This is a genomic window from Ferrovibrio sp., assembly GCF_035304305.1.
Lineage (GTDB): Bacteria > Pseudomonadota > Alphaproteobacteria > Ferrovibrionales > Ferrovibrionaceae > Ferrovibrio.
This window is the reverse complement of the sequence record NZ_DATGQG010000084.1, coordinates 1-23,138: the sequence shown is the minus strand read 5'-3', so window position 1 is coordinate 23,138 and position 23,138 is coordinate 1. Positions and strand designations below refer to the sequence as shown.

Annotated in this window: 24 protein-coding genes; 6 read left to right on the top strand and 18 right to left on the bottom strand. The window is 67.5% G+C overall.

What is annotated here, in order from left to right; translation table 11 throughout:
• Nucleotides 1-10 precede the first annotated feature (10 nt).
• The 3 genes from VKZ87_RS10285 to VKZ87_RS10275 form a co-directional block, all read right to left on the bottom strand.
• The gene (locus tag VKZ87_RS10285) at nt 11-1,759 is read right to left on the bottom strand and encodes a type I secretion system permease/ATPase (RefSeq protein WP_324221167.1); all 1,749 of its coding nucleotides are present in this window, start codon (nt 1,757-1,759) and stop codon (nt 11-13) included.
• A gap of 159 nt (nt 1,760-1,918) precedes the next feature.
• The gene (locus tag VKZ87_RS10280; protein ID WP_324221166.1) at nt 1,919-2,251 is read right to left on the bottom strand and encodes a hypothetical protein; all 333 of its coding nucleotides are present in this window, start codon (nt 2,249-2,251) and stop codon (nt 1,919-1,921) included.
• A 215-nt stretch (nt 2,252-2,466) separates the two neighbouring features.
• Nucleotides 2,467-3,939 (bottom strand): phospholipase D family protein, encoded by a 1,473-nt coding sequence (locus VKZ87_RS10275; RefSeq protein ID WP_324221165.1) that lies wholly within the window; start codon nt 3,937-3,939, stop codon nt 2,467-2,469.
• A 369-nt stretch (nt 3,940-4,308) separates the two neighbouring features.
• Here VKZ87_RS10275 and rpsD point away from each other — a divergent pair, with 369 nt between their 5' ends.
• Together rpsD and VKZ87_RS10265 are read left to right on the top strand one after the other, a co-directional pair.
• Nucleotides 4,309-4,923, top strand: coding sequence for a 30S ribosomal protein S4 (rpsD, locus tag VKZ87_RS10270; RefSeq protein WP_324221164.1), 615 nt, complete (start codon nt 4,309-4,311; stop codon nt 4,921-4,923).
• Nucleotides 4,924-5,118: 195 nt separating this feature from the next.
• Complete coding sequence (locus tag VKZ87_RS10265; protein WP_324221163.1) at nt 5,119-5,682, top strand: PAS domain-containing protein; 564 nt, start codon at nt 5,119-5,121, stop codon at nt 5,680-5,682.
• Nucleotides 5,683-5,704: 22 nt separating this feature from the next.
• Here VKZ87_RS10265 and VKZ87_RS10260 read toward each other — a convergent pair whose 3' ends face one another.
• Complete coding sequence (locus VKZ87_RS10260) at nt 5,705-6,070, bottom strand: helix-turn-helix domain-containing protein (RefSeq protein WP_324221162.1); 366 nt, start codon at nt 6,068-6,070, stop codon at nt 5,705-5,707.
• A gap of 183 nt (nt 6,071-6,253) precedes the next feature.
• Here VKZ87_RS10260 and VKZ87_RS10255 point away from each other — a divergent pair, with 183 nt between their 5' ends.
• Complete coding sequence (locus tag VKZ87_RS10255; RefSeq protein WP_324221161.1) at nt 6,254-6,853, top strand: flavodoxin family protein; 600 nt, start codon at nt 6,254-6,256, stop codon at nt 6,851-6,853.
• A 78-nt stretch (nt 6,854-6,931) separates the two neighbouring features.
• Here VKZ87_RS10255 and VKZ87_RS10250 read toward each other — a convergent pair whose 3' ends face one another.
• From VKZ87_RS10250 to purC, 9 genes are all read right to left on the bottom strand, one after another.
• Complete coding sequence (locus VKZ87_RS10250; protein ID WP_324221160.1) at nt 6,932-7,822, bottom strand: carbon-nitrogen hydrolase family protein; 891 nt, start codon at nt 7,820-7,822, stop codon at nt 6,932-6,934.
• Entirely contained in the window at nt 7,822-8,427 is a 606-nt protein-coding gene (locus VKZ87_RS10245; RefSeq protein ID WP_324221159.1) for a GNAT family N-acetyltransferase, read from the bottom strand. The genes VKZ87_RS10250 and VKZ87_RS10245 overlap by 1 nt, the downstream gene beginning before the upstream one ends.
• On the bottom strand, nt 8,424-8,834 hold the full coding sequence (locus VKZ87_RS10240) for a ketosteroid isomerase-related protein (protein WP_324221158.1): 411 nt from the start codon (nt 8,832-8,834) through the stop codon (nt 8,424-8,426). Before VKZ87_RS10240 ends, VKZ87_RS10245 begins: the two co-directional genes overlap by 4 nt.
• A gap of 174 nt (nt 8,835-9,008) precedes the next feature.
• Nucleotides 9,009-9,350: a Grx4 family monothiol glutaredoxin gene (gene grxD, locus VKZ87_RS10235; protein ID WP_324221157.1), complete on the bottom strand. Its 342-nt coding sequence runs from the start codon at nt 9,348-9,350 to the stop codon at nt 9,009-9,011.
• A gap of 21 nt (nt 9,351-9,371) precedes the next feature.
• Nucleotides 9,372-9,602, bottom strand: coding sequence for a BolA family transcriptional regulator (locus VKZ87_RS10230; RefSeq protein ID WP_324221156.1), 231 nt, complete (start codon nt 9,600-9,602; stop codon nt 9,372-9,374).
• Between the two features lie 46 nt (nt 9,603-9,648).
• Nucleotides 9,649-11,805, bottom strand: a complete 2,157-nt coding sequence (gene purL / locus VKZ87_RS10225; protein WP_324221184.1) for a phosphoribosylformylglycinamidine synthase subunit PurL — start codon at nt 11,803-11,805, stop codon at nt 9,649-9,651.
• A 41-nt stretch (nt 11,806-11,846) separates the two neighbouring features.
• Nucleotides 11,847-12,539, bottom strand: coding sequence for a phosphoribosylformylglycinamidine synthase subunit PurQ (gene purQ / locus VKZ87_RS10220; protein ID WP_324221155.1), 693 nt, complete (start codon nt 12,537-12,539; stop codon nt 11,847-11,849).
• A gap of 156 nt (nt 12,540-12,695) precedes the next feature.
• Nucleotides 12,696-12,950 carry a phosphoribosylformylglycinamidine synthase subunit PurS gene (purS, locus tag VKZ87_RS10215; RefSeq protein WP_324221154.1) on the bottom strand — a complete coding sequence of 85 codons (255 nt, stop codon included), beginning with the start codon at nt 12,948-12,950 and terminating at the stop codon, nt 12,696-12,698.
• 84 nt (nt 12,951-13,034) lie between these two features.
• Nucleotides 13,035-13,799: a phosphoribosylaminoimidazolesuccinocarboxamide synthase gene (gene purC, locus VKZ87_RS10210; protein WP_324221153.1), complete on the bottom strand. Its 765-nt coding sequence runs from the start codon at nt 13,797-13,799 to the stop codon at nt 13,035-13,037.
• A 243-nt stretch (nt 13,800-14,042) separates the two neighbouring features.
• On the opposite strand from purC, the gene VKZ87_RS10205 reads away from it, so the two are divergent.
• Nucleotides 14,043-14,360 carry a DUF1476 domain-containing protein gene (locus VKZ87_RS10205; protein WP_324221152.1) on the top strand — a complete coding sequence of 106 codons (318 nt, stop codon included), beginning with the start codon at nt 14,043-14,045 and terminating at the stop codon, nt 14,358-14,360.
• A gap of 123 nt (nt 14,361-14,483) precedes the next feature.
• Here the strand turns inward: VKZ87_RS10205 and VKZ87_RS10200 are convergent, their stop codons facing one another.
• Both VKZ87_RS10200 and VKZ87_RS10195 read right to left on the bottom strand, forming a co-directional pair.
• Nucleotides 14,484-16,631 carry a hypothetical protein gene (locus tag VKZ87_RS10200; RefSeq protein WP_324221151.1) on the bottom strand — a complete coding sequence of 716 codons (2,148 nt, stop codon included), beginning with the start codon at nt 16,629-16,631 and terminating at the stop codon, nt 14,484-14,486.
• 247 nt (nt 16,632-16,878) lie between these two features.
• A complete protein-coding gene (locus VKZ87_RS10195; RefSeq protein ID WP_324221150.1) occupies nt 16,879-18,816 on the bottom strand; it encodes a hypothetical protein in 1,938 nt (645 codons plus the stop codon).
• A gap of 544 nt (nt 18,817-19,360) precedes the next feature.
• On the opposite strand from VKZ87_RS10195, the gene VKZ87_RS10190 reads away from it, so the two are divergent.
• A complete protein-coding gene (locus VKZ87_RS10190; RefSeq protein ID WP_324221149.1) occupies nt 19,361-19,909 on the top strand; it encodes an RNA polymerase sigma factor in 549 nt (182 codons plus the stop codon).
• On the top strand, nt 19,906-20,634 hold the full coding sequence (locus tag VKZ87_RS10185) for a hypothetical protein (protein ID WP_324221148.1): 729 nt from the start codon (nt 19,906-19,908) through the stop codon (nt 20,632-20,634). The genes VKZ87_RS10190 and VKZ87_RS10185 overlap by 4 nt, the downstream gene beginning before the upstream one ends.
• 7 nt (nt 20,635-20,641) lie before the next feature.
• On the opposite strand, the gene VKZ87_RS10180 is transcribed toward VKZ87_RS10185, so the two are convergent.
• The 3 genes from VKZ87_RS10180 to VKZ87_RS10170 form a co-directional block, all read right to left on the bottom strand.
• Entirely contained in the window at nt 20,642-21,529 is an 888-nt protein-coding gene (locus VKZ87_RS10180; protein WP_324221147.1) for a DMT family transporter, read from the bottom strand.
• Nucleotides 21,526-22,485, bottom strand: a complete 960-nt coding sequence (locus VKZ87_RS10175; RefSeq protein ID WP_324221146.1) for a bifunctional helix-turn-helix transcriptional regulator/GNAT family N-acetyltransferase — start codon at nt 22,483-22,485, stop codon at nt 21,526-21,528. The genes VKZ87_RS10180 and VKZ87_RS10175 overlap by 4 nt, the downstream gene beginning before the upstream one ends.
• Nucleotides 22,486-22,544: 59 nt before the next feature.
• The coding region (locus VKZ87_RS10170; RefSeq protein ID WP_324221145.1) for a trehalose-6-phosphate synthase at nt 22,545-23,138 on the bottom strand (594 nt) is incomplete at its 5' end.

The window sequence follows — 23,138 nt, the reverse complement described above, 5'->3', positions numbered from 1 at the left end:
CCCCTCCCGCTCAGGCCCTTTCGGAGACTTCCGGCCGGCGCCGGCGGGCGATCTGGCGCGCCGCCTTCGGCGGCTGGAGCTGCGCCAGGACCTCATCGCGCGCGCCGAACGCGGCCATGCGGCCCTCGCGCAGCAGCAGCAGCTTGTCGACGCCGGACAGCGTGCCGATGCGATGGGCGATCACCACGCAGGTGATGCCGAGATCGCGGGCATGGCCCAGAGCGGCAACCAGCGCCGCCTCGCCCTCGGCATCGAGATTGGCGCTCGGCTCGTCCAGCACCAGCAGCCCCGGCGTGCCGTAGAAGGCGCGGGCCAGCGCGATGCGCTGCGCCTGGCCGCCGGACAGCCGGAAGCCGGCGGCGCCGATCTCGGTGTCGTAGCCCTGCGGCAGGCGCAGGATCATGTCATGCACGCCGGCGAGCCTGGCCGCCGTCACCACGGCGTCGTCATCCACCTCGCCCATGCGCGCGATATTCCTGCCGACGCTGCCCTCGAGCAGCGCGACCTCCTGCGGCAGATAGCCGATATGCGGGCCGAGTTCGGCGCGGTTCCAGCTGAAGATGTCGGCACCGTCCAGCCGCACCGCGCCAGCCTGCGGCGGCCAGATGCCGACCAGCAGCCGGGCCAGCGAGGATTTGCCGGCGGCGGTCGGTCCGATCACGCCGAGGCATTCGCCGGGCTCGAGACTGAAGCGGATATTGTGCAGCACCGGCTTCCTGCCGCCCGGCGGCACCAGCGTGACGTTGTCGACCTCCAGCCTGCCCTGCGGCGGCGGCAGCCGCAGGCCGTCGCGCCGCACCGGGCGGAGAGAGAGCAGCTTCTCGAGCCGTTTCCAGGCCTCGCGCATCTCCACCACGCTGCGCCAGCTGCCGATCATCTGCTCCACCGGTGCCAGTGCACGCGCCATGATGATGGCGGCGGCGATCATCGCACCGGCGGTGATCTCGCCGCGGATGACCAGCACGACGCCCGCCGCGGTCACCGCGATCTGCACCACCGGCCGGATGAACTTGGAGCAGGAAGCGAGCAGCCCGGCGCGGTCTCCGGCACGCAGATGAAGCGCCTGCACGGCATCGCTGTCGCGCTGCCAGTCCTTCGCCAGCGCGGGCAGCATGCCCATGGCCTCGATCACCTGGGCATTGCGCAGATGCGCCTCGGCCTGGCCGAACAGCTGCAGCGACAGCAGGCTGGCCTGGCGCAGCGGCCTGCGCGTCGCGTATTCCGCCAGCAGCGCGAGCAGCAGCAGCAGCAGCGCGCCGGCGGCGGCGATGGCGCCAAGCCAGGGATGCATCAGCGCGACGATGCCGACATAGACCGGCATCCAGGGCGCATCGAGCAGATGGAACAGCGCCGGGCCGCCGAGCAGGTTGCGCAGTGTCGCCAGCTGCCGCAGGCCGTCGGCGGAAGTCTGGTCGCCCGCGGCCGCCGCACGCTCGACCGCCTGGACCAGCAGCAGCGGACCGAGCAGCCGCGACAGCCACAGGCCGATGCGCAGCTGGATGCGCGCCCGCAGCGCCTCGAGAATGGCCAGCACCAGCAGCGCGCCGGCGGCCAGGATGGAAAGCATGATCAGCGTGTCTTCGCTGCGGCTGCTGAGCACGCGGTCGAAGACCTGCAACATGTAGAGGGGGACGGTGAGGACGAGCAGATTGGCGAAGAAACTGAACAGCGCGGCGAACGCAAGCGCAGGACGGCAGCGCGCCAGCACGTCCGCAAGCTCGGGCCGCGGGCCGGAGCCGAGACCGAACGGCCTTGCCATTGCACCTCCCCGCCTGTCCGGCCGTGCCGCTCCCGGCCGGCGGTAATCAACACGCAGCCGGCGGTTTTGTTCGGCGCGGGTCGTTCAGCGGAAAAAGAGTGCGGAACGAGAAAGGGCCCCGTCGCCGGAGCCCCTTCCCGTCTGCCGGTAACCGGCGGATCAGCTGCCGGTGCGGAACGTGCCCCGGATGGTGTCGATTTCGACCTTCTGCTGCTTGCCGTCCTTCTTGGCGTCGGCGGTGATGATGTCGCCGCTCTGCCGGACATTCTTCACATCGGTGAAGCCATGGGCCTCGAGGGCGCGGCGCACCTCGCTTTCGGGCACCTGGCTCTGGCTGCTGCCCGGCGATGCCGCGGTACCCGGCTGGCTCGGGCCGCTGCGGGTAGTCGGCGACTGCATCGTGCCCGGCGAACCCGAGCTCTGCGCGAAGGACAGCGATCCCGTGCCGAGGACGAGCCCGGCGGCGAGAGCGTAGATCATGGCGCGTTTCATAAACTGACTCCTTGATTGACTCTGTTTGCCTCTGTGATCGGGAGATCTCCCGGCCCTTGGCCGGAGGGCAGACAACGCCGCAGGGCGGCAGGCGTTCACGCCCGCGGCCGGGATTCACAGCAATGTCAGGGCTCGGTCAGACGGCGGGGCAAAATCCGCGGACCGGCGGCCGTCACGACAAAGATGTGACGCGCCAAAGAGGCCGCGCGATTGCTTCAGAGCTGCGAATGGATCGGCAGCAGGCCGATCAGCCAGGCGGCGATGCGGCGCCACAGGCCGGCTTCGGGCTCGCCCTCCAGCAGCCGCGTCGTGCCGCCGCTGGCATCGAGCCAAACCACGCGACCGTCGCGCAGCTGCAGCTGCCAGCTCTTGCCCGGCGCGAGTTCCTCGGCCAGCACCGCGCGGATGCGTTCGGCCAGCGCGGCATCGCGGAAGAACACGCCCATCTCGGAGTTCAGCGACACGGAGCGCGGATCGAAATTCATCGAGCCGACGAAGCCGATGCCGTCATCGACGATGAAGGCCTTGGTATGCAGGCTGGCGCTGCTGGAGCCGAACAGCGAGGTGCGCGTGAAGGAATCGTAGGGTCGCAGCTCGAAGAGATTCACGCCGCCCTCCAGCAGGCCGGGGCGGCTTTCGGCATAGGCGCCATGCACGGCCATCACGTCGGTGGCGGCCAGCGAATTGGTCAGCACCGTCACCTGCACGCCGTTCTGGTTGAGCGTCCGCAGGCGCCGCGTGCCCTCCTCGCCCGGAATGAAATAGGGCGACACGATATCCAGCCGGTGCCGCGCGCCGTCCAGCAGCGGCTGCACGAAACGGATCAGCCAGGCATCCTCGCCACGCCCGGCCACCTTCTGCGGCGGATCGGACAGCACGCGCGCGTCCGGCGTCCAGTACAGGAAGGGCTCGATGCCGCCGTCGTAGATGTCGCGCAGGCTGCTGTCGGCGGCGACGCGCTCCAGATAGGGCTGCGCGCGCGCCTCGGCGGCGCGGCTTGCCAGTTCGGCGCGCAGCGCCGGCAGATCGCCCGGACGCGCCCGGCGCAGCAGGCGGGCGACCGGCTTGGCGGCGCGGCTGTTCCAGAAACTGTCGAAGATGGCGCCGGTCTCGGCCACCGCCGGGCCGAGCAGCAGCAGGTCCATGTCGCGGAAGGCGGCATCGCCGCCGGCGGCGAAATAGGCGTCGCCGATATTGCGACCGCCGACCAGCGCCAGGCGGCCATCGGCGATCCAGGCCTTGTTGTGCATGCGCCGGGTCAGGGTCGCGGCACGCAGCATCATCTCGAAGCCGCGCTGCAGCAGGCCCTCGCGGGCGCGCGCCGGATTGAACAGGCGCACCTCGATCTGCGGATGGGAATCCAGCGCCAGCCAGGTGCGGTCGAAGCGGGAGGCGTTCAGGTCGTCGAGCAGCAGCCGCACCCGCACGCCGCGGTCGGCCGCCTGCAGCAGCTCGCGCACCAGCAGCCGCCCGGTCAGGTCGTCCTGCCAGATGTAATACTGCAGGTCGAGGCTGCGGCCGGCCTGTCGCGCCGAGAGGGCCCGCCAGGCGAAGGCGTCGAGGTCGCGGTCGACCAGCGCCAGCCCGCTCTGCCCCGGATGCGCCGCCAGCAGGGGCGCAATGCCCGCATCCAGCGGCGTGGCATCCTCGGCAACCGGCAGCATCGTCGAGGGCTTAAGGGTCCGCATGCCGGAGACATAGCCGCAGCGGGCGGGAACGGGAAGGCGTGCGGCGGAGGCCGGGATGGCGGGGATCGGAACGGGGGCGGATCGCGGCGACGGCATGACTTATATACAACGCCGGCAGCCGGACCGGCTCGCGCGGCCGTTGGATTTCAGTCAACTTATTGATTATCATGGGTATTCCATGGCGCGGACGGGACCGGGCCGCGCTGTCCGGCAATCCGTCTCCCGCGGCCGGCGGGTTCCGCTTGACGGATGGCCTGCCATCCCTATGATGCCGCCGCCCTCTCCGGCTCCTCACCGGAGGGTTCGGCATTCCTGCGCGGATGGTTGTCGTGGCTGCCTTCCCTTCGCGCGTCGAATCAGGACGCTATAATGAGCAAACGCGTAGAGTCGAAATTCAAGATCAACCGCCGTCTGGGCGAGAATCTCTGGGGCCGTGCCAAGAGCCCGGTCAACAAGCGGGATTATCCGCCGGGGCAGCACGGCCAGAAGCGCAAGAAGCCGTCGGATTACGGCGTTCAGCTGATGGCCAAGCAGCGCCTGAAGGGCTACTACGGCAACATCACCGAAAAGCAGTTCCTCCGCACCTATGCCGAGGCGAACCGCCGCCGCGGCGACACCTCGGAGAACCTGATCGGCCTGCTGGAGCGCCGGCTGGATGCCGTCGTCTACCGCATGAAGGTGGTGCCCACCCCCTTTGCGGCCCGGCAGTTCATCAGCCATGGCCATATCGCGGTCAACGGCCGCCGCGTCACCATCCCGAGCTACCAGGTCAAGGTCGGCGACGTGATCGAGGTGCGCGGCAAGGCGAAGGACTTCCCCTTCGTGCAGGAAGCCCTGCAGTCGAGCGAGCGCGAAGTGCCGGACTACATCCAGATGGAAGAAGGCAAGCTGCGCGCCACCTTCACCCGCGTGCCGCTGCTGGCCGACGTGCCCTATCCGGTGCGCATGGAACCGAACCTCGTGGTCGAGTACTACTCGCGCTAAACGGCAGATTCATACCGATATCGGAAAGGCCGCTCTCACGAGCGGCCTTTTTGTTTGCCTGCAGGCCGCGCGCAGGCGGTTTGGCGAGCATGCAGAAACCGCAACCGGGGAGACTCCGCGGCGCCTTGCACTGCAATCTCCGGGGTTACCGGATGTTTAGTATCGCTGTCCGCCGGGTCCCGTTAGTAAGCGGCCATGCAGAGCCCGCCATCCCGCCGCCCGCTCGTGCCCGATCCCGGGCACCGCATCTTCCAGCTCCGGCTCGATCGCCAGCTGCGTGCCGCGCGGCCTGCCCTGGTCGAGCTGGTCAAGCTCTGGTATCTGCGGCGCAGCGACGGCCCGCTGCCGCCGCGCAGCGCCTTCGACGCCCAGGCCCTGAAGGCCTATCTGCCGCATCTCTTCATCAGCGAGTATGAGCCGGACACCCGGCGCTACCGCTACCGCCTGATCGGCACCGCGGTGACCGAACTGTTCGGGCGCAACGTGACCGGCTGCTATTTCGACGAGATCTACTGCGCGCCCGACCTGAAGGATCTGCGCGACATCCACGATGCCGCGCGGCTGGCCGGCGAGCCGCGCACGGTGAGCGGCAGGATCGGCCTGTTCGACCGTGCACGGGTCAGCATCGAGGCGCTCATGCTGCCGCTGGCGGTAAGCGAGGGCCAGAATCCGCAGATTCTCGGTGCGCTGTATGTCGCGGAGGAAGACGACCTCCGCCCGCAGGCGCGCGCGGCGATCGCGATCAGCAGCGCGTATTAGGGCCCGTTTCTCCCGGTTTTCGTCATTCGGCCGCCTGGCGCGGCGCGGCTTCCGCCGCCTCGTCCTCCGCGCGCCAGCGCAGCGCGATATCCGCCAGCATGTCGAGCATCGGATTGAGCTCGGCGCCGCGCGGGGCCAGGCTGTAGGTCACCTGAGGCGGGATCGTGGCCACATAGTCGCGATGCACCAGCCGCGCCTCTTCCAGCATGCGCAGGCGTTCGGTCAGCACCTTGGCCGAGATGCCGCCGACCTCGCGCTTCAGTTCGCCGAAGCGCCGCGGCCCCTGGGTGCGCAGCACATAGAGGATGTAGGTGGTCCACGGCCCCATCAGCAGCCGCAGCACGGCATCCACGGGGCAGACATTCCTGGCGCTGGATTCCGAATCCATCTGGTTTCTCCGGCTGAAACGGCGCAGGCGCTTACCGGCCCGGATGACGGGGCGGCGAGGCTGCTTTAGTTACTTGAAGGTACCTACTTTACTCTGGAAATCAAGGCCTCAGATCACCAGTCACTGAAAGTAACTGCGTTGCTTTCGGTGACCCTACAACCGAGCAAGATGAGGGACTTATCCATGAGTCAGCCCACCCCCACCATCGCCGTCGTCTACCACAGCGGCTACGGCCATACCCGGAAGCAGGCGGAAGCCGTGGCCGACGGCGCCCGCGCGGTCACCGGCGCCAGGGTCACGCTGGTCCCGGTCGAGGAGGCCGACACGCGGCTGGAGGAAATCGGCGCCGCCGATGCCATCATCCTCGGCTCGCCGACCTACATGGGCAGCGTCTCAGGCCCCTTTAAGACCTGGATGGACAGCACCTCCAAGGTCTGGGGCCAGTGGAACGGCAAGCTCGCCGCCGGCTTCACCAATTCCGCCTCCCAGTCGGGCGACAAGCTGAACACGCTGGTGCAGCTCAGCATCTTTGCCGCGCAGCATGGCATGCACTGGATCAATCTCGGGCTGATGCCAGGCAACAACAATTCAAAGGGCAGCGTGAACGATCTCAACCGCCTCGGCAGCTTCCTCGGCGCCATGGCGCAGTCGAATGCCGACCAGGGTCCCGAGCATGGCCCGATCGCCAGCGATCTCGAGACCGCGCGCATCCTCGGCAGGCGCGTCGCCGAAACCGCGGCGCAGTTCGTGAAGGGCCGCGAGCGCGAGCCGGTGGCGGCGTAAGCGATCCCGACGCTTCACCCAACCCTGTCCCCCGAGGGAGAGGGTTGGGCCCGCGACGAAGTGAAAGCGGGGGGTGCGCTACAGCTTTTCCGCCGTTACCCCGAGCGAGGGGCGATCCTGGCTGCTCCAGTCGCGGCGCGTGAAGACCTGGCTGTCTTCGCGCGCCCGGCGCAGCAGGTCGAAATCGAGGCTGGCATGGATCCAGCCGGGCCGGTTCAGTTCGCCCTTCGCGATCACGCCGTCATCGGGGAAGCCGCGGTCGGGGGTGGAGAGCACGCTGGCCCAGCCGGTATTCACGTCCACCGCCGGCGACCATTCGACATCGCCCACGGTGGGCGAGGTCGCGACATAGATCTGGTTTTCCAGCGCGCGGGCGCGGGCGCCGACCTGCACGCGATGGGCGCCGGCAAGCGTGTCGGTGCAGCTCGGCACCAGGATGAGGTCGGCGCCGGCTTCCGACAGGGCGCGCGCGATCAGCGGAAATTCGATGTCGTAGCAGATGCTGATGGCGAACCGGCCGAAGGGCGCGTCGAAGACCTTCAGTTCCGGGCCGCCGGCAATGGTCCAGCTCTCGCGCTCGAAGCGCGTCATCTGGCGCTTCTCCTGCCAGCCCGTGCCGCCTTCGGGGCTGAAGACGTAGGCACGGTTGTGGAACTGCGCGCCGACCGCGACCGGCAGGGTCGGCGCGGAAATGTAGACGCCATGCTGCCGCGCCAGATCGCGCCAGGTGGCGACGAAAGCCTCATGGAACTGCTGCAGGGCGGCAATCTGGCCGGTGAGGTCGCGCTGCAGCGGCGGCGGCAGCAGCGAGGTGAGCTCCATCGCGCCGTATTCGGGAAACAGCAGCAGCTGCGCGCCGCCGTCCTTCACGGCGCGCGCGACCCAGCCGGATACGTGTTCCTGCCAGTCGGAGAAAGCGGTGAACTGCCCGATCGGATACTGGGCGCAGGCGAGTCTGAGCGTGGTCATCAGGCCAGGCGCTTCATCCAGTAGATCATCGGCTTGGCGGTCTCGTCCTGCTCGCCGATATCGGTCCAGCCGAACTGCGAGACCAGCTCGGGGCGTTTCTCGTAGCCGCGGTTGCGCCAGAAATTGTCCAGCGGCACGTAATCCTCGGGCTTCAGCGGATGATCCTCGGGACGCGCCACGGCGCAGAAGCAGCAGACCGGATAGCCGAATTCCCGTGCCGCCGCCTCGCGCTCCTCGAAGAAGCGCACGCCGATGCCCTGGCCGCGATACTGCGGCAGCAGCACGGATTCGCCGAAATAGAAGATCTCGCCGATATCCATCCCGGCCTCGAGGAAGGGCGCCTGGACGAAATCGGCCTCTTCCTCCAGCGCCAGCGCCGTGCAGGCGCCGACGACCTGGTCGCCATCCAGCGCCACCGCGATGGTGCCGGTGCGCGCATTGGCGTAGCGCGTGAGATACTTGCGCTCGTAATCCAGCGAGCCCTCGTAGAGATAGGGGAAGGCGCGGAAGACCTCGATGCGCAGGCGGGCGAGATCGTCCAGCCGCGCCCGCATCTCGTCACCGCTGAAGCGCACGACCCGCAGGGCGGAAGACGGCCTGCTCATCCGCCGACCTGCCGGATCCAGTCGCTGAGATTATAGGTGTTGGAGATGCGCGCCACCTTGCCGTCGCGGATCTCGAAGAAAGCGCCGGCCGGAAGCGTGTAGCGCTGGCCTTCCGCCGGCGGCAGGCCCTCGTCGGTTTCCAGATAGACGCCGAGCACGGTGAATTCGGCGGCGGCCCGGCTGCCGTCAGCGTTGGTCATCACGAAGAGATCGACGATCTTCTCCTCGTAGGAGCGGTTCATGCGCTCGAGGAAGGCGCGGAACTTCTCCTTGCCGACCTCGCGGCCGCCCTGGTTGATGTCATGCACCACGTCGTCGGTGAGCAGGCCGAGGAAGCCTTCGATGTCCCTGCGGTTGAAGGCATCGTAATAGCGCTCGATCAGCTGTTCGGTGGCGGTATGCGGCATGGGCAGTCTTTCCTGCGAGGCGCCTGCAGACAACGCCCCGGCTTATCCATCTGTCGTGGCCGGACCTGGTCCGGTCATCCACGACTTCCCTGAACAAAACGCAGATGCCCGGCCAAGAAGAATCTTCCTGGGCCCGGGCATGACACTAAAATACAAAAGACGCGTCTGTAAACGTCACGCCGCCTGGACGGCGATGCCCTTCTCGGCGAGGAACTGCTGCAGCTCGCCCGACTGGTACATCTCCTTGACGATGTCGCAGCCGCCGACGAACTCGCCCTTCACATAGAGCTGCGGGAAGGTCGGCCAGTCGGAGAATTCCTTCAGGTGGGTACGCAGGGCCGGGTCGGCCAGGATGTCGACGCCCTTGAACTTCAGGCCGAGATGCGACAGCACCTGGACGGTGAGGGCGGAGAATCCGCATTGCGGGAAAACCGGCGTGCCCTTCATGAACAGCACGACGTCATTGGCGGCGAGCTCCTCGCGGATACGCTCGAATGTCTGTTCCTTCTCGCTCATGGCGATGTCCCTCTGGTCTCGTTACGGCGTCTGGGTTGTGAGCTGCAGGGCATGCAGCTGGCCGCCCATGCGGCCCTTGAGCGCGGCATAGACCATCTGGTGCTGCTGCACCCGGGTCTTGCCGGCAAAGGCGGCGGAAATGACGGTGGCAGCGTAATGGTCGCCGTCGCCGCGCAGGTCGTCGATGCGCACCTGGGCGTCCGGCAGCGCTTCCTTGATCATGGCCTCGATTTCGCTGGCGTTCATCGCCATATCGGTCTGTCCCTCGTTCCCGGTCGTCTTTGTTTGCGGCCGGTCGTTACAGTTCGCCGGCCATGTAGCGCGGCAGCCAGCCCTCATGGGCAGCCTGCAGCGCCGCCACCGATATGGTGCCCTGGCCCGCGAAGGTCAACGCATCGCCGCCGGTCAGGCCCAGCTTCCGCGCCGGCGCGCCCATGGCCTCGGCCGCGGCCAGCACTTCCTCGGCCTTCGCGGCCGGGCAGGTGACGACATAGCGGGCCTGGTCCTCGCCGAAGCCGATCTCGAAGGCGTCGCCGTCGGGCAGCGTCACCTCGGCGCCCATGCCGCCCGCCATGGCCATTTCGGCCAGCGCCACGGCCAGGCCGCCGTCGGAGCAGTCATGCACCGCCGAGACCATGCCCTTGTGGATCAGCGCCCGCACGGCATCGCCGTTGGTCTTCTCGGCCTTCAGGTCCACCGGCGGCGGCGGACCGGCCTCCTGGCCGCAGATGTCGCGCAGGTAGATCGACTGGCCGAGATGGCCCCGGGTCTCGCCGATCAGGATGATCGCCTCGCCGGGCAGCTTGAAGGCCAGCGTCGCCATCGTGGCGACGTCGTCGAGCACGCCGACACCGCCGATCGCCGGGGTGGGCAGGATGCCCTTGCCGTTGGTCTCGTTGTAGAGCGACACGTTGCCCGACACGACCGGATAGTCCAGCGCCAGGCAGGCCTCGCGGATGCCTTCGACGGCGCCGACGAACTGCCCCATGATGTCGGGCCGCTCGGGGTTGCCGAAATTCATGTTGTCGGTGATCGCCAGCGGCCGCGCGCCGACGGCGGTCAGGTTACGCCAGGTCTCGGCCACCGCCTGCTTGCCGCCCTCGACCGGATCGGCGAAGCAGTAGCGCGGCGTGCAGTCCACCGTCATCGCCAGCGCCTTCTTCGGGTGGTCTTCGACGCGCACCACCGCGGCATCGCCGCCGGGGACCTGCGCCGTGTCGCCGCGCACCAGATGGTCGTACTGCTCCCAGATCCAGCGCCGCGAGCAGAGGTCCGGCGCGCCGACCAGTCTGCCCAGCGCCTCGATGAAAGGCAGCGGATGGTTGACCTTGCCCAGCGGCGGCTGCGGAGGCGTCTTCACCCAGGGCCGGTCATATTCCGGCGAGGCCTGGGCGAGCGGATCGATCGGCAGGTCGCCGACCTGCTCGTCGTTGAAGCGCAGCACCATGCGGCCAGTATCGGTGAGATGGCCGATCACGGCGAAGTCGAGCTCCCATTTGCGGAAGATCGCCTCCGCCTGCTTCTCGCTGCCGGGCTTGAGCACCATCAGCATGCGCTCCTGGCTTTCGGAGAGCATGAATTCGAACGGCGTCATGCCGGTCTCGCGGGCCGGCACCTTGTCGAGGTCGATCTCGATGCCCATGCCGCCCTTCGACGCCATCTCGAAGGATGAGGAGGTGAGGCCGGCCGCGCCCATGTCCTGGATCGCGACGATGGCGTCGGTCGCCATCAGCTCGAGACAGGCCTCGATGAGCAGCTTCTCGGTGAAGGGATCGCCGACCTGCACGGTGGGGCGCTTCTCCTCCGAGTCATCGCTGAATTCGGCGGATGCCATGGTGGCGCCGTGGATGCCGTCGCGGCCGGTCCTGGAGCCGACATAGACGACCGGATTGCCGAGGCCTGCGGCGGCCGAATAGAAGATCCTGTCGGCCTTCGCCAGACCGACGGTCATGGCGTTGACCAGGATGTTGCCGTTGTAGCTCGGGTGGAAATTCACCTCGCCGCCGACGGTGGGCACGCCGACGCAGTTGCCGTAGCCGCCGATGCCGTGCACCACGCCGGACAGCAGATGCCGCGTCTTCGGGTGATCGGGCGAGCCGAAGCGCAGGGCGTTCAGGTTGGCTATGGGACGCGCACCCATGGTGAAGACGTCGCGCAGGATGCCGCCGACGCCAGTGGCGGCGCCCTGGTAGGGCTCGATGAACGAGGGATGGTTGTGGCTTTCCATCTTGAAGATGGCGGCCAGGCCGTCGCCGATATCGATGACGCCGGCATTCTCGCCCGGGCCCTGGATCACCCAGGGCGCCTTGGTCGGCAGCGTCTTCAGCCATTTCTTCGACGACTTGTAGGAGCAGTGCTCCGACCACATCACCGAGAAGATGCCGAGTTCGACCTGGTTGGGTTCGCGGCCCATGATCTCCAGCACGCGGTCGTATTCCTCGTGCGTGAGGCCCATCAGGTCCTTGGGATAGTTCACGGCCTTTTTCGCGCCTTCACTCACGACAGGGACTCCGCAATCGACTCGAACAGGCCGATGCCGTCGGTGCCGCCGCAGAGCGGGTCGGTGGCGTTCTCCGGATGCGGCATCAGGCCGAGCACGGTTTTCTTCTCGTTGTAGATGCCGGCGATGTTGCGCAGCGAGCCGTTCAGGTTGGTCTCATCGCTCACATTGCCGAGGCTGTCGGCATAGCGGAAGGCGACGAGGTCGCCATCCTCCAGCTTCCTGATCGTATCGGGATCGGCGGTGTAGTTGCCGTCGTGATGGGCGACGGGCACGCGGATCGTCTGGCCCTTGCGGTATTTCCGCGTGAAGGCGGTCAGCGTCTCGACGCGCAGCGTCACCTCGCGGCAGATGAATTTCAGCCCCGCATTGGGCATCAGCACGCCCGGCAGCAGGCCGGCCTCGCAGGCGATCTGGAAGCCGTTGCACACCGCAAGTACGCGCACGCCCCGGTCGGCGCGCTTCTTCACCTCGCGCATGATCGGCGAATGCGCCGCCATGGCGCCGCAGCGCAGGTAGTCGCCGTAGGAAAAGCCGCCGGGCAGCACGATCAGGTCGATGTCCTGCGGCAGTTCGCTGTCGCCGTGCCAGACATCCGTCGGCGGCTTCCCGCCATTCGCCCTGGTCAGCGCCATGCGCATGTCGCGCTCGCGGTTCGATCCGGGGAAGGTGATGAGGGCGGCTTTCATGTCAGCCATGATCCTTGCATGCGGACACCACAATAAGATCGTCATGCCCGGACTTGATCCGGGCATCCACGATCTTGCGATCGCGGATGAAGAGCGTGGGCGGCCGGGTCAGGCCCGGCCATGACGGTTTGACATACCGCGCAGCCACGGGTCCGATTACCCCACCAGCTCCACGGCATAATTCTCGATCACCGTGTTGGCGAGCAGCTTCTGCGCCATGTCCTTCACGGCGGCCTCGATCTCGGCCTTCGGCTTCTTGGCCAGCGCGCCGGTCAGTTCCAGCTCGATCAGCTTGCCCTGGCGCACCTCGCCGACATCGGTGAAGCCCAGGCTGTGCAGCGCCTGGCCGATCGCCTTGCCCTGGGGGTCGAGGACGCCGTTCTTCAACGACACATGCACACGCGCTTTCATCGTCACCACCACCTTGTCAAAAAAGCTGCGGCGGCCGTTTGCATCGGGCCGCCGCGTCATGTTCACGGCGCTGCTGGCGCGCCCTCACTGCAACGTGTCCGGACCCTTGATGTCCCGCGGGCCGCCCTCCATCAGGATGCCCAGCCGGCGGGCCACCTCCTGGTAGGCCTCGGCGACATTGCCGAGATCGCGGCGGAAGCGGTCCTTGTCCATCTTCTCGTTGGTCTTGAGATCCCACAGGCGCGCGCTGTCCGGGCTGATCTCGTCGGCCAGGATGATGCGCATCTCCTCGTTCTGCCACCAGCGGCCGAATTCCAGCTTGAAATCGACCAGGCGGATGCCGATGCCGAGGAACAGGCCGGAGAGGAAGTCGTTGATACGCAGCGCGAGATGCATGATCTCGTCGATTTCCTGCGGCGTGGCCCAGCCGAAGCAGGTGATGTGCTCTTCCGAGACCAGCGGATCGCCCAGCTCGTCATTCTTGTAGTAGAACTCGACGATGGAGCGCGGCAGGGTGGTGCCCTCGGCGACGCCGAGCCGGGTCGCCAGCGAGCCGGCGGCGACGTTGCGCACCACGACCTCGAGCGGGATGATCTCGACTTCCTTGATCAGCTGCTCGCGCATGTTGAGGCGGCGCACGAAATGGGTCGGAATCCCGACCTCGCCCAGCCGGGTCATCAGGTATTCGGAAATCCGGTTGTTCAGCACCCCCTTGCCGGTGATGGTGCCTTTCTTCTTGTTGTTGAACGCGGTCGCGTCGTCCTTGAAATACTGAACCAGAGTGCCCGGCTCGGGTCCCTCGAACAGGACCTTGGCCTTGCCCTCATAGACCTGTCTGCGGCGCGTCATGGCACACCCGTGATCTGTTGGGGGAAGCGCGGAATTGCTCGGCCCTTCAATAGCGCAAGGGGGAGGTGGCCGCAATCCGCGGGGGACCGCCGGCGGGGCAAAATCCCGCCCCGGCGGCCGGGCCTAAAACGCGGATTTCCGCGGCGCATCGCCGCGCCGGGGCGGTTCGCCGTAACCCTTGCGGGTGCCACGGCCCGCCCCCTATATAACGGGCACCCCACCTTCCGTTTTGGCGAGGCCCAGATGACCACCTTTGATGACCGCAAAGATGCCTTCGAGAAGAAGCACGCCCACGACGAGGAGCTCGCCTTCAAAACCGTCGCGCGGCGCAACAAGCTGCTGGGCCTGTGGGTGGCCGAGCAGCTCGGCATGACCGGCGACGCTGCCGAGGCCTATGCCAGGGAAGTGGTCGCGGCCGATCTGGAGGAAGCCGGCGACGCCGACGTGATCCGCAAGGTTTCCGCCGACCTCAAGGCCAAGGGCCACGACATTTCCGAACACCGCATCCAGACCAAGCTGGCGGAATTCATGGAAACCGCCAAAAAGCAGCTGACGGCCTGAGCCCTCGCCGTCAGGCAAAAAAATGACCGGCCGGTTTCCCGGCCGGTTTTTTTATGGGCGCGGCGCCCCGGACCCGGATTCGGCAGATCAGGACGGCGGCAGCGCCGCCGTCCTGCCCCGATGCTATTTCGCCGCCAGGGTCTGGCCGAAGACGAAGCGCGTGGCGGCCGGGCTGGCGCAGTCGACGATGCCGGTCGAATTGCCCTCGATCGAAACCGCGATGCACATCCCGCTGAACGCCGGGGCGTTGATCGATGCGATCTGGAAGGTGCGCCCGTCCGGCGACGGCGTGAACGCCCATTCCTGGTTGGGGTCGCCGCAGTTATGCACCGCCGCCCAGCGGCTGCCCGGCGCATCGGTCAGCCCCGTCACGCATTGCGGCCCGACACCCTGCACCGTCGTCTGCAGCTTGATGCCGTCCCTTGTCGGCAGCGCGGTGAAGGTGATGTTTGCGGCAACCTGCGCCGCATTGTTGGGGCAGGGCTGCAGGTACATGCGGCCATAATCGTTGAGACCGGCCCAGCAGCGGTTGTTCTGGCCATCCAGCTGCAGCGTGAAGGCCGGCTGCACCTTGCCGGTGATCGCGCTCCTGTACTTGTTCAGATTCGCCTCCAGCGCACAGTAGGTCGGATCAGGCTGGAGCAGGCAGCGCTGCTGGTTCACGCGGTCGATCCAGTACTGGAAGACCAGGCCGGGATAGCCGGTCTTCGCATCCGCGAGCACCGCGTTGATCATGTCCGTGGCCCGGCCGGGCTGGATCGGCAGCGGGAAATCCACCCGCGGTCCGAGATCGTCCAGTATGTCCGCCGGTATGCAGACCTGCGCATTCTTGTCGCCGGCGGCGAGGCACTGCTGGGCCTGGAGCTTCAGGTTCCCCAGCCGCTGCTGCAGGGCGCCCTGAAGCTGCTGCAGCGTGCTCAGGCTGCCGTTCCAGCGCGTCAGGAGATAGACGCCGTTCTGGCCGCTGCTCTGCGCGTTGATGTCGGCCAGGATCGGCGTCACCGTCTGGATCAGCGACGACGTCTTGCCGAACTCCCAGGCCAGCTTCTCGAAATTCGTCACCGGCGTCATTCCCCGGTTCGGCGCACCGGGCAGACCGACATAGGAGCCGACCGTGTAGGAGTAGTTGTGCGGCGTCTGCGCGATTTTGCCGGCGAAGCTGCTCACCAGCGCATTGACGCCGTCAAGATCGGTCGGCGCCTGGAGGCCGGAGCCGCCGATGATGGCGGAGTCGATGCGCAGCCGGTTGCTGCTGCTGAAGCTTTTGGCCTGCTGCTGGAAATCGGCGTTCGCGCTCACGTTGACGCCGGCATAGCTGGCGCTGCCGGAAACCGCGACGCTGAGCGCTTCCTGCTCCTCCACGGAATGGGTCATGAAGGTGTAACTGATCACCAGCTCGCCGCCCTGGTTGATCGACGTGATGTAGCTGTCGCCGCACTGCTTGAGGAAATCGTCAGGGGTGAGGCTGGCGTAGTAGTCCGCGATGCTGATGCTGGTCGGCGGCACGGCATCTTTCAGATTGCCGCCCTTGGCGGCCTGCAGCGGCGCCCGCACCGGTGGCGGGAAGGGCGATTTCAGGCTCGTCGGCTTCGGCGCCGAAGCCAGCGGCGTGTTGGTCAGATGCGCATGATGGATATAGGCCAGGGCCAGCGCCTGGGCGTGGTTGCGTTCCGCGGGCGTGCGCGCATGACGCACGATCTCGAAAAACGGCGCATGGGCCTTCTGAATGTCCTGGTGCGGCACGTTCAGGCGGCGGGCCACCTCGGCGGAGTTCTGCTGGCCGGGCGGCAGGGACCGCAGCGCGTTGGCAACGGCCGCGGCATGGGTGGGCGGCACCGGTGCCGCATACTGCGACCCGTTATCGACCTGCACGAGCTGTGCCACGGAAACGAAATTGTTGTCGGTCTTCTGGTTCTTGGTGAAATTGGTCTTCACGCCCGCTTCATAGCCGGCCACCGATTTGACCTGCACGTCCGCGCCGATTTCGAGCGCGTTGCTCATCGTGGTCTGGTCCGTGACCGTCGTCATCTGGGCCCGGATCGTCTGCGAGCCGCCCTGCGAGGGAACAACCTGGAAATTCGTGATACAGACTGCGGGCGTCGGCGTCGCCGTCTGGCTGTTCCAGCCCTGCCCGACCTGTACGCCGGGACCGGTCTGCGGATACTCGATCGGCTTCCGCACCGTGTTGTCCTGTGCCAGCGCCAGCTGCGGCAGCGCTGGCAGCGCCAGAAGGAAGGCCGCGCCACCCAACATCAGATTACGCTTACGCATCACACCCCTCCATGCCCGACCGGGCGTTGTGACTGCCGCCTGAGTCCCCGAAGCGGCCATTCGGTTGCCCTGCTTCAAGCTGTCAGGTCGTTGCCCCAGCAGGAGGACAGCGGCCTGTATTCAGAGCCCGGGACCGGGACCGTGCAGATGTCATGGTGATTGATGTCTGCAGGTCTGGTTCCGGTTGGTGTGGCCAGCTGCGGATTAGTTCCCCCACGGCCGAATTTTTCTTTCGGGCCTTCGCCTCTCAGTGATAGAGCAGTCCGACAAGGTCGGTGAGCAGGCTCTCGATCCGGTCGGGCCGTTCCCAGTCCTCCATCTCCAGATCGCCGCTGCGCACGGCGCGGAAGAGACGATTGCGGTCCATGTGACGCAGGGTCACGCTCAGGTTCGGCCAGATCCCGCCCAGTTCCGCGAGGGCCTTGCGGCGCATCTCGCGCACCAGAGCGGGATTCCTGCCGGCTTCCGATGCCGCCGCTGTGTCGAGCCCGGCCAGCGTTTCGTTCAGGCTGGCGACCCGGCGCGGCGTGAGCATGATGATCACCGACCGGGTGAAATCCTGGCTGTCCCGGCGCGAGAACAGGTATTGCAGTCCGGGTAGCTCGCCGAGAAAGGGCGTGCGGGAATTCATGCTGGTGATCTCGCGCTCGCTCAGGCCCGACAGGATCAGGGTCTCGTTGAAGCGCAGCCGCACATTGGCGGTCACCATGTTGCGCGAGGTCTGCACCGATTCCTGGAAAGTGGCGGTCGCCGCGGTTTCCTCGAAGAAGGAGCGCACCGCCTTGACGCTGACCAGCATGCTGTCGTCGTCGATGAAGGTCGGCGTCACCGAGAGGCTGACGCCGACGGGCTTGTCCTGCAGATTGCCGCCGCCCTCGTTGCTGACCAGCGCCACCGACACGGTGGAGCCGGAGAAGAACTGCGCTGCCTGGCGGTCCAGCGCCAGCAGGCTCGGCCGCGCGAGGATCTCGGCGCGCTCGTCCGCCGCATTGGCGATGTTGAGCGAATAGGCCAGCACGCCGCTCGGTCCCGTGCCGAGGCCGAGGCCGCGGTTGAGCGTATTCTCGATCGTGGTCGGCGATGTCCCCCAGTTCTTCTCCTTGCTTACCGAAAGCGAGAGAAAGCCGGTCAGGTTGTCGAGCAGATTGACGCCGTAGCCCGAACTGCGCACATCGTCGGTGCGCAGCATCACGGCATCGAACATCGCCATGCGGGGCAGCGGACGGCCGCGGCAGGGCGCCGGCAGCGCCGGCAGCGCCGTGGTTTCGTCGGCCGAGCTGGAGCCGTAGCCATAACTGCTGTAGCTGCTGCCACTGCTGAAGCTGCTGCCCGTCACCGAGGTATTGAGCTGCTGCTGGCAATCCCACCAGGCATAGTCGTAGGGCCCGTCCGGCCTGGACTGCCCGTCTGCGCCCCGGGACGCGGCGCTGTTCGCGGGCGTCAGGAATTGCTGCAGCGGATTCACCGGGGCGGCCGGCGTGGACGTGACATCGCCGCGCGGCGCGGCCGCCGGAACTCCGGAGGACGACGCGGGCGCCTGATCCGTCGCCTGGGCTTCCTGATACAGTCCGCGCCACTGATCGAGGCGGCGCTGCAGCCGGGCCTGGCGGCGGTCGTCGAGCAGGCCGGCCGCAGCCGTATCCTGCAGCGCGCGCCGCGCCTCGTCGTCCAGGCCGGCCGCACCGTAGATCAGCGGCCGCATGGTCGCGAGCCGGCGATCGGCCGGCTTCAGGCTGCGCGCCTCCTCGATTGCCCAGAGCGAGAGTTCGACATCGCCGTCGTAATAGGCCGCCGCTGCCAGCAGCTGCAGCGCCTCGTCGCTGTCCGGCTCGAGATCCAGCGCATAAATCGCCGCGCGCTTGGCCTCCTCGAAGCGGCCATTCTCGAGATAGAGGCGCGTGAGCTGCAGGGCGGAGGGCAGGAAATCGCGCCGCTGTTCCAGCGACACCAGATAGCCGGTTTCGGCGAGTTCGAGGAGGTCGCGCTCACCCTGGCGCACCCGCAGGTGATAGGTCAGCGCGTTCATCGCATGCAGCGCCGCGTTGCGGGAATCGCGGCCGAGCGCCAGGCTGAAATGCTGGTTGGCGCTGCTGAACTGGCCGCGGCTCAGCGCCTCCAGCGCGCGCCGGGTCGGCTCCGTGATCGGTGTCTGGCGGTTCAGCAGCTCGATGGCAGTGAGGCGCAACCCCGGATTACCGTGATCCTCGGCGCCGGAAGGCAGAAGGGCGCTGCCGGCGCAGCCCGCCAGCAGGGTTGCCAGAACTGCCGCAAGCCCGCAGCGGCGAATGCCTGCAGCGGATGGTGGGATCCGGATTCCGTGAACAGGTCCGGGTCCGCGCCCGTACGGCAGACATGCCATCCCCCTATTGCCCCCCACGCTTCTGCGTACCCCTCGTCGCGTATTAACCCAGTCGATTATGAATTCACAAGAAAATATCCGTCTGCGATCCATCCATGAAAGGAGAGATTGAATGATCCACGTACTTCTTCTGGCGGCTTTCGCCCTCCATACCCCGCCAGCGAACGCGCCGGCACGCAAGCGACCAGGCTGCTGAGGACGGGCAACCAGATCGCTGTCCGCTTCGCCTGCGTTGCCAAGGGCTGACACTCTCCATTCTGCATGGGTGTCGTTTCCGCCCGGAAAGTTCCCGATCCTTCGCGCGGTTTTCGCTTGCCTCGGACCTGTGCCGTCTTCTAAGCAACGGGCGGGAAGGCGGCAGGGGGGCTGCATGCATCTGGAAGGAGCGCCGACGCAGGCTGCGATCGCGGCTCTCCGTCCGTCCGTCTACCGCTTCCTTCTCAAGGCCGTCGGCAATCGGGCCGAAGCCGAAGACCTCACCCAGGACACGCTCGCCCATGCGCTGAAGGCGCTGCCCGGCTTTCGCGGCGAATGCCGCCTGTCGACCTGGCTGTTCGGCATCGGCCTCAATCTCGCGCGCAACCACAGCCGGCTCGCCCGGCACCGGCTGGAGGTGAACGATCCCGCCATGGCCGAGCTGCCGGGCGGCGACGACCCTGCCGCGCAGCTGTTGCGCAGCCGGGAACAGCGCATGCTGCGCCGCGCCATCGACGACCTGCCCGACGAATTCCGCGAAGCGATCCTGCTGGTCTCGATCGAGGAGCTGTCCTATGAGGAAGCGGCCGCCGCGCTGAAGGTGCCCGTCGGCACCATCCGCAGCCGGCTGTCGCGCGCCCGCGCGCTGCTGCGCGAGGCGCTGACCAGCCAGGGCTATGGCAACATGACGGCGATGACGCCGGCACAGCGGAGTGCGTCATGAAGGACAGTCAGAGCGAGTTGCGGGAGATGATCGCGCGGGCGCTGGACGGCGACCTGACGCGGCCCGAACGGCGGGCATTGTTCACCCAGCTGGGCAGCGATCCAGCGGCCTGCGGCACCGTGGCGGAGGTGATCGCGCTGGAGAACGACCTCGCCGCGCTCGGGGCGGCCTACGAGGAGGCGGCCGACGCGGCGGCGCAGCCGACGGATCGTCCGCTGCCCGGCTCCGCGCCGGTGATCCGGCTGCCCCGCCGCTTCAGCTTTCCGGCCGGGCTGATCAGCGGCGCCCTGGCGGCATCGCTGCTGTTCGCCGCCTATCTCGGACTGTATGTGCCGGACCAGGACCCGGATCGCCTAGACGTCTTCGCGATCGCCTTCGAGCACAAGGCGGACCTGGCCGAATGGAGCCATGAACACGAAATCCTGGCGGGACATTCCGCCCGGCTGACCATCCATTCCGCCTCGGCCGACCCCTTCCACCTCCGGGTCGCCGGGACAGCCCCGGTCGATCTGGCGGTCGAACACCGCCGCCGCGGCGAGGAACCGCAGCAGGATCGCATCGGCGGCGCCCGCACCCATTATGCCGTGCTGCGCGATCCGCAGCCGGGCGATGAACTGATCTTCCGCAACAGCAGCCCCGAGCCGGTGCGGATCAGCCTTGCCGCCGGCGATGCCTCCGCGGCCTCGTTCCACCGCGAGATGGCAGACGCCGGCGCGGGGCGCTGACGCGCCCCTATTCCGTCCGGCCTTCCGGACGGTGGGCCAGCCACAATCCGGCGATCAGGGCCGCGATGCCCGCCAGCAGCGGCAGGGTCAGCGGCTCGTCCAGCAGCAGGACGCCGAACAGCGCCGCCGTGACGGGGCTGAGGCCGAGGAAGATCGTCACCCGGGTCGGCGAGGTGTGCCGCAGGCACCAGAGCCAGACGAAGTAGAAGATGCCGCTGCTGACGCCGATGAACAGGACCGCCACCCAGCCGCCGGCGCTGTAGCCCGCCCAGCCGGAGAAGGCACCCTCGCCGGCCGCGAGCAGGGCGAGGAAGCCGACGCTGGCCAGCATCGCGAAGGCGCCGACCGGCAGGGTTGGATAGCGCTGCAGGTAGGGCCGGTAGAGCACCGAGCAGACCGCGCCGCAGAGCGCGGCCAGCAGCACCGCGCCCTCGCCGATGAAGCCGTCGGTCCGGCCGGGCTCGAGCAGCTTGTCGCCCAGCGCCAGCGCGACGCCAGCCATGGTGAGCAGCACGCCGCTGGTCTTGGCCAGCGTCAGCCTCTCGCGGCCGAGCAGTGCGGCCACCACCATGGTGAGCAGGGGAAAGCTGGCGAAGATCAGCGCCGCGCGCGCCGCCGGAATGAAGCTCAGGCCGTAATTCAGCAGCGCGATCAGCAGGCCGAACTGCACGATGCCAAGGCCGGCGATCGGCAGGATGTCGCCGCGGGCGAAGCGCATCGGCTGCCGCTGCCAGCGCAGCACCGGCAGCAGGCAGAGCGCGCCGATGGCGTAGCGGAACATGGCGAGCGTCGCCGGCCCGCTCTCGTCCACCACGAAGCGCGTCGCCACCATCGCGGCGCCGACCTGGACGCCGACGCTGGCGGCGGCCCAGGGTGCGATCGCCGCCGGCGTCACAAGGTCAGTTCCCAGGTCTCGCCGGTCAGCGACCGGCCGAAGCTGCGGTGCTTCTCGCTCGCCACCAGCCGGAAGCCGGTCTTCTCGTAGATGGCGCGCGCCGCCGTCAGCACCGAATTGGTCCACAGCGTGATCTTCGCGTAGCCCTTCTGGCGCGCGAAGCGGATGCATTCCTCGACCAGCATCCGGCCGATGCCCAGGCCCCTGGCGCGCGGATCGACGATCAGCACGCGCAGCTTGGCCACCCTGGCCGATTTGCGGATCAGCAGGACACAGCCCATGCGCTCGCCGTCCACCTCGGCGATCCAGGCGCGCTCCCATTTCGGGTCGAACCGGCGCAGGAAGGTCATGCCGACCTCGGCCGCCAGCGCCTCGAAGCTGGCATCGAATCCGTATTCCTCGGCATAGAGGCGGCCATGGGCCTCGATCATCCAGCCGATGTCGCCGGGCCGGTGCGGCCGCAGGCGGATGTCGGGCCGGACATCGTGCGTCCCGCCCAGCAGGCGTTCGATCCGGTTCATGGCGCCGATCAGTTCGGCGCGCTCGGCGGCCGTCAGCCGCTGCAGCAGCGGCGCCAGCACGCGCTGGGAGGCGGCCTCCAGCGGCGCGAAGGTCTTCCGGCCGGCGGCGGTGAGGCTGAGCAGGCTCTGGCGGGCATCCTCCGGCGACGGCTTCTTCGCGACCAGGCCCTGTTTCGCGAAGCCGCGCAGCATGCGGCTCAGATAGCCCGCATCGAGACCGAGATCGCGCACCAGGTCGCTGGCCGTCACCCGGTCGCGATGGGCGATCTCCCACAACACGCGGGTCTCGGCCAGCGAGAAGGGCGCGTAGAGCCTGCCGTCCTCCAGCACGCCGATCTTCTGGGTATAGAAACGGTTGAAGCGCCGCATGGCGAGGATCTGCGCCTCGAGCGCGGCATCGGACTTCCCGGATACGGTTTTTCGCGCAGCTGCCATGGTGCCCCCGAACGGCTGTTCCGGGATGGCAGATTCCGCCCGTTACTTGACTTTGTCAACTAATCTCCGCCGGACACCTTCAGGGACGGGCGGCGGAAGGGCGCGCTGGCGATACCCTCGCTGAGCGCGCCGAGGAAGCGTTCGCGCCAGTCGGTCACCGTATTGTTGCGCAGCACGTCCATGTTGTACTGCCAGCGCTGCCGGCGTTCCTCCGGCGGCATGGTGATGGCGCGCGCCAGCGCCTCGGCGACCTGTTCGGGGTCGTAGGGATTGACGATCACGGCGCCGCCCATCTCGTGCGAGGCGCCGGCAAAGCGCGACAGCACCAGCACGCCGGGATCGGCCGGATCCTGGGCCGCGACATATTCCTTGGCCACCAGATTCATGCCGTCGCGCAGCGGCGTGACGAGGCCGACCTTGGCGACGCGGTAGAAGCCGGCAAGCTGGTTGCGCGGGAACGACTTGTTGAGATAGCGCAGCGGCATCCAGTCGAATTCGGCAAAGCGGCCGTTGATGCGGCCGGTCAGCGCATCCAGCTCGGTGCGCAGCTTGCGGTACTGGGTCACCTCGCCGCGCGAGATCGGCGCGATCTGCATGAAGGTGACCTTGCCGCGCAGGTCGGGCCGCGCGCCGAGCATGATCTGGAAGGCATC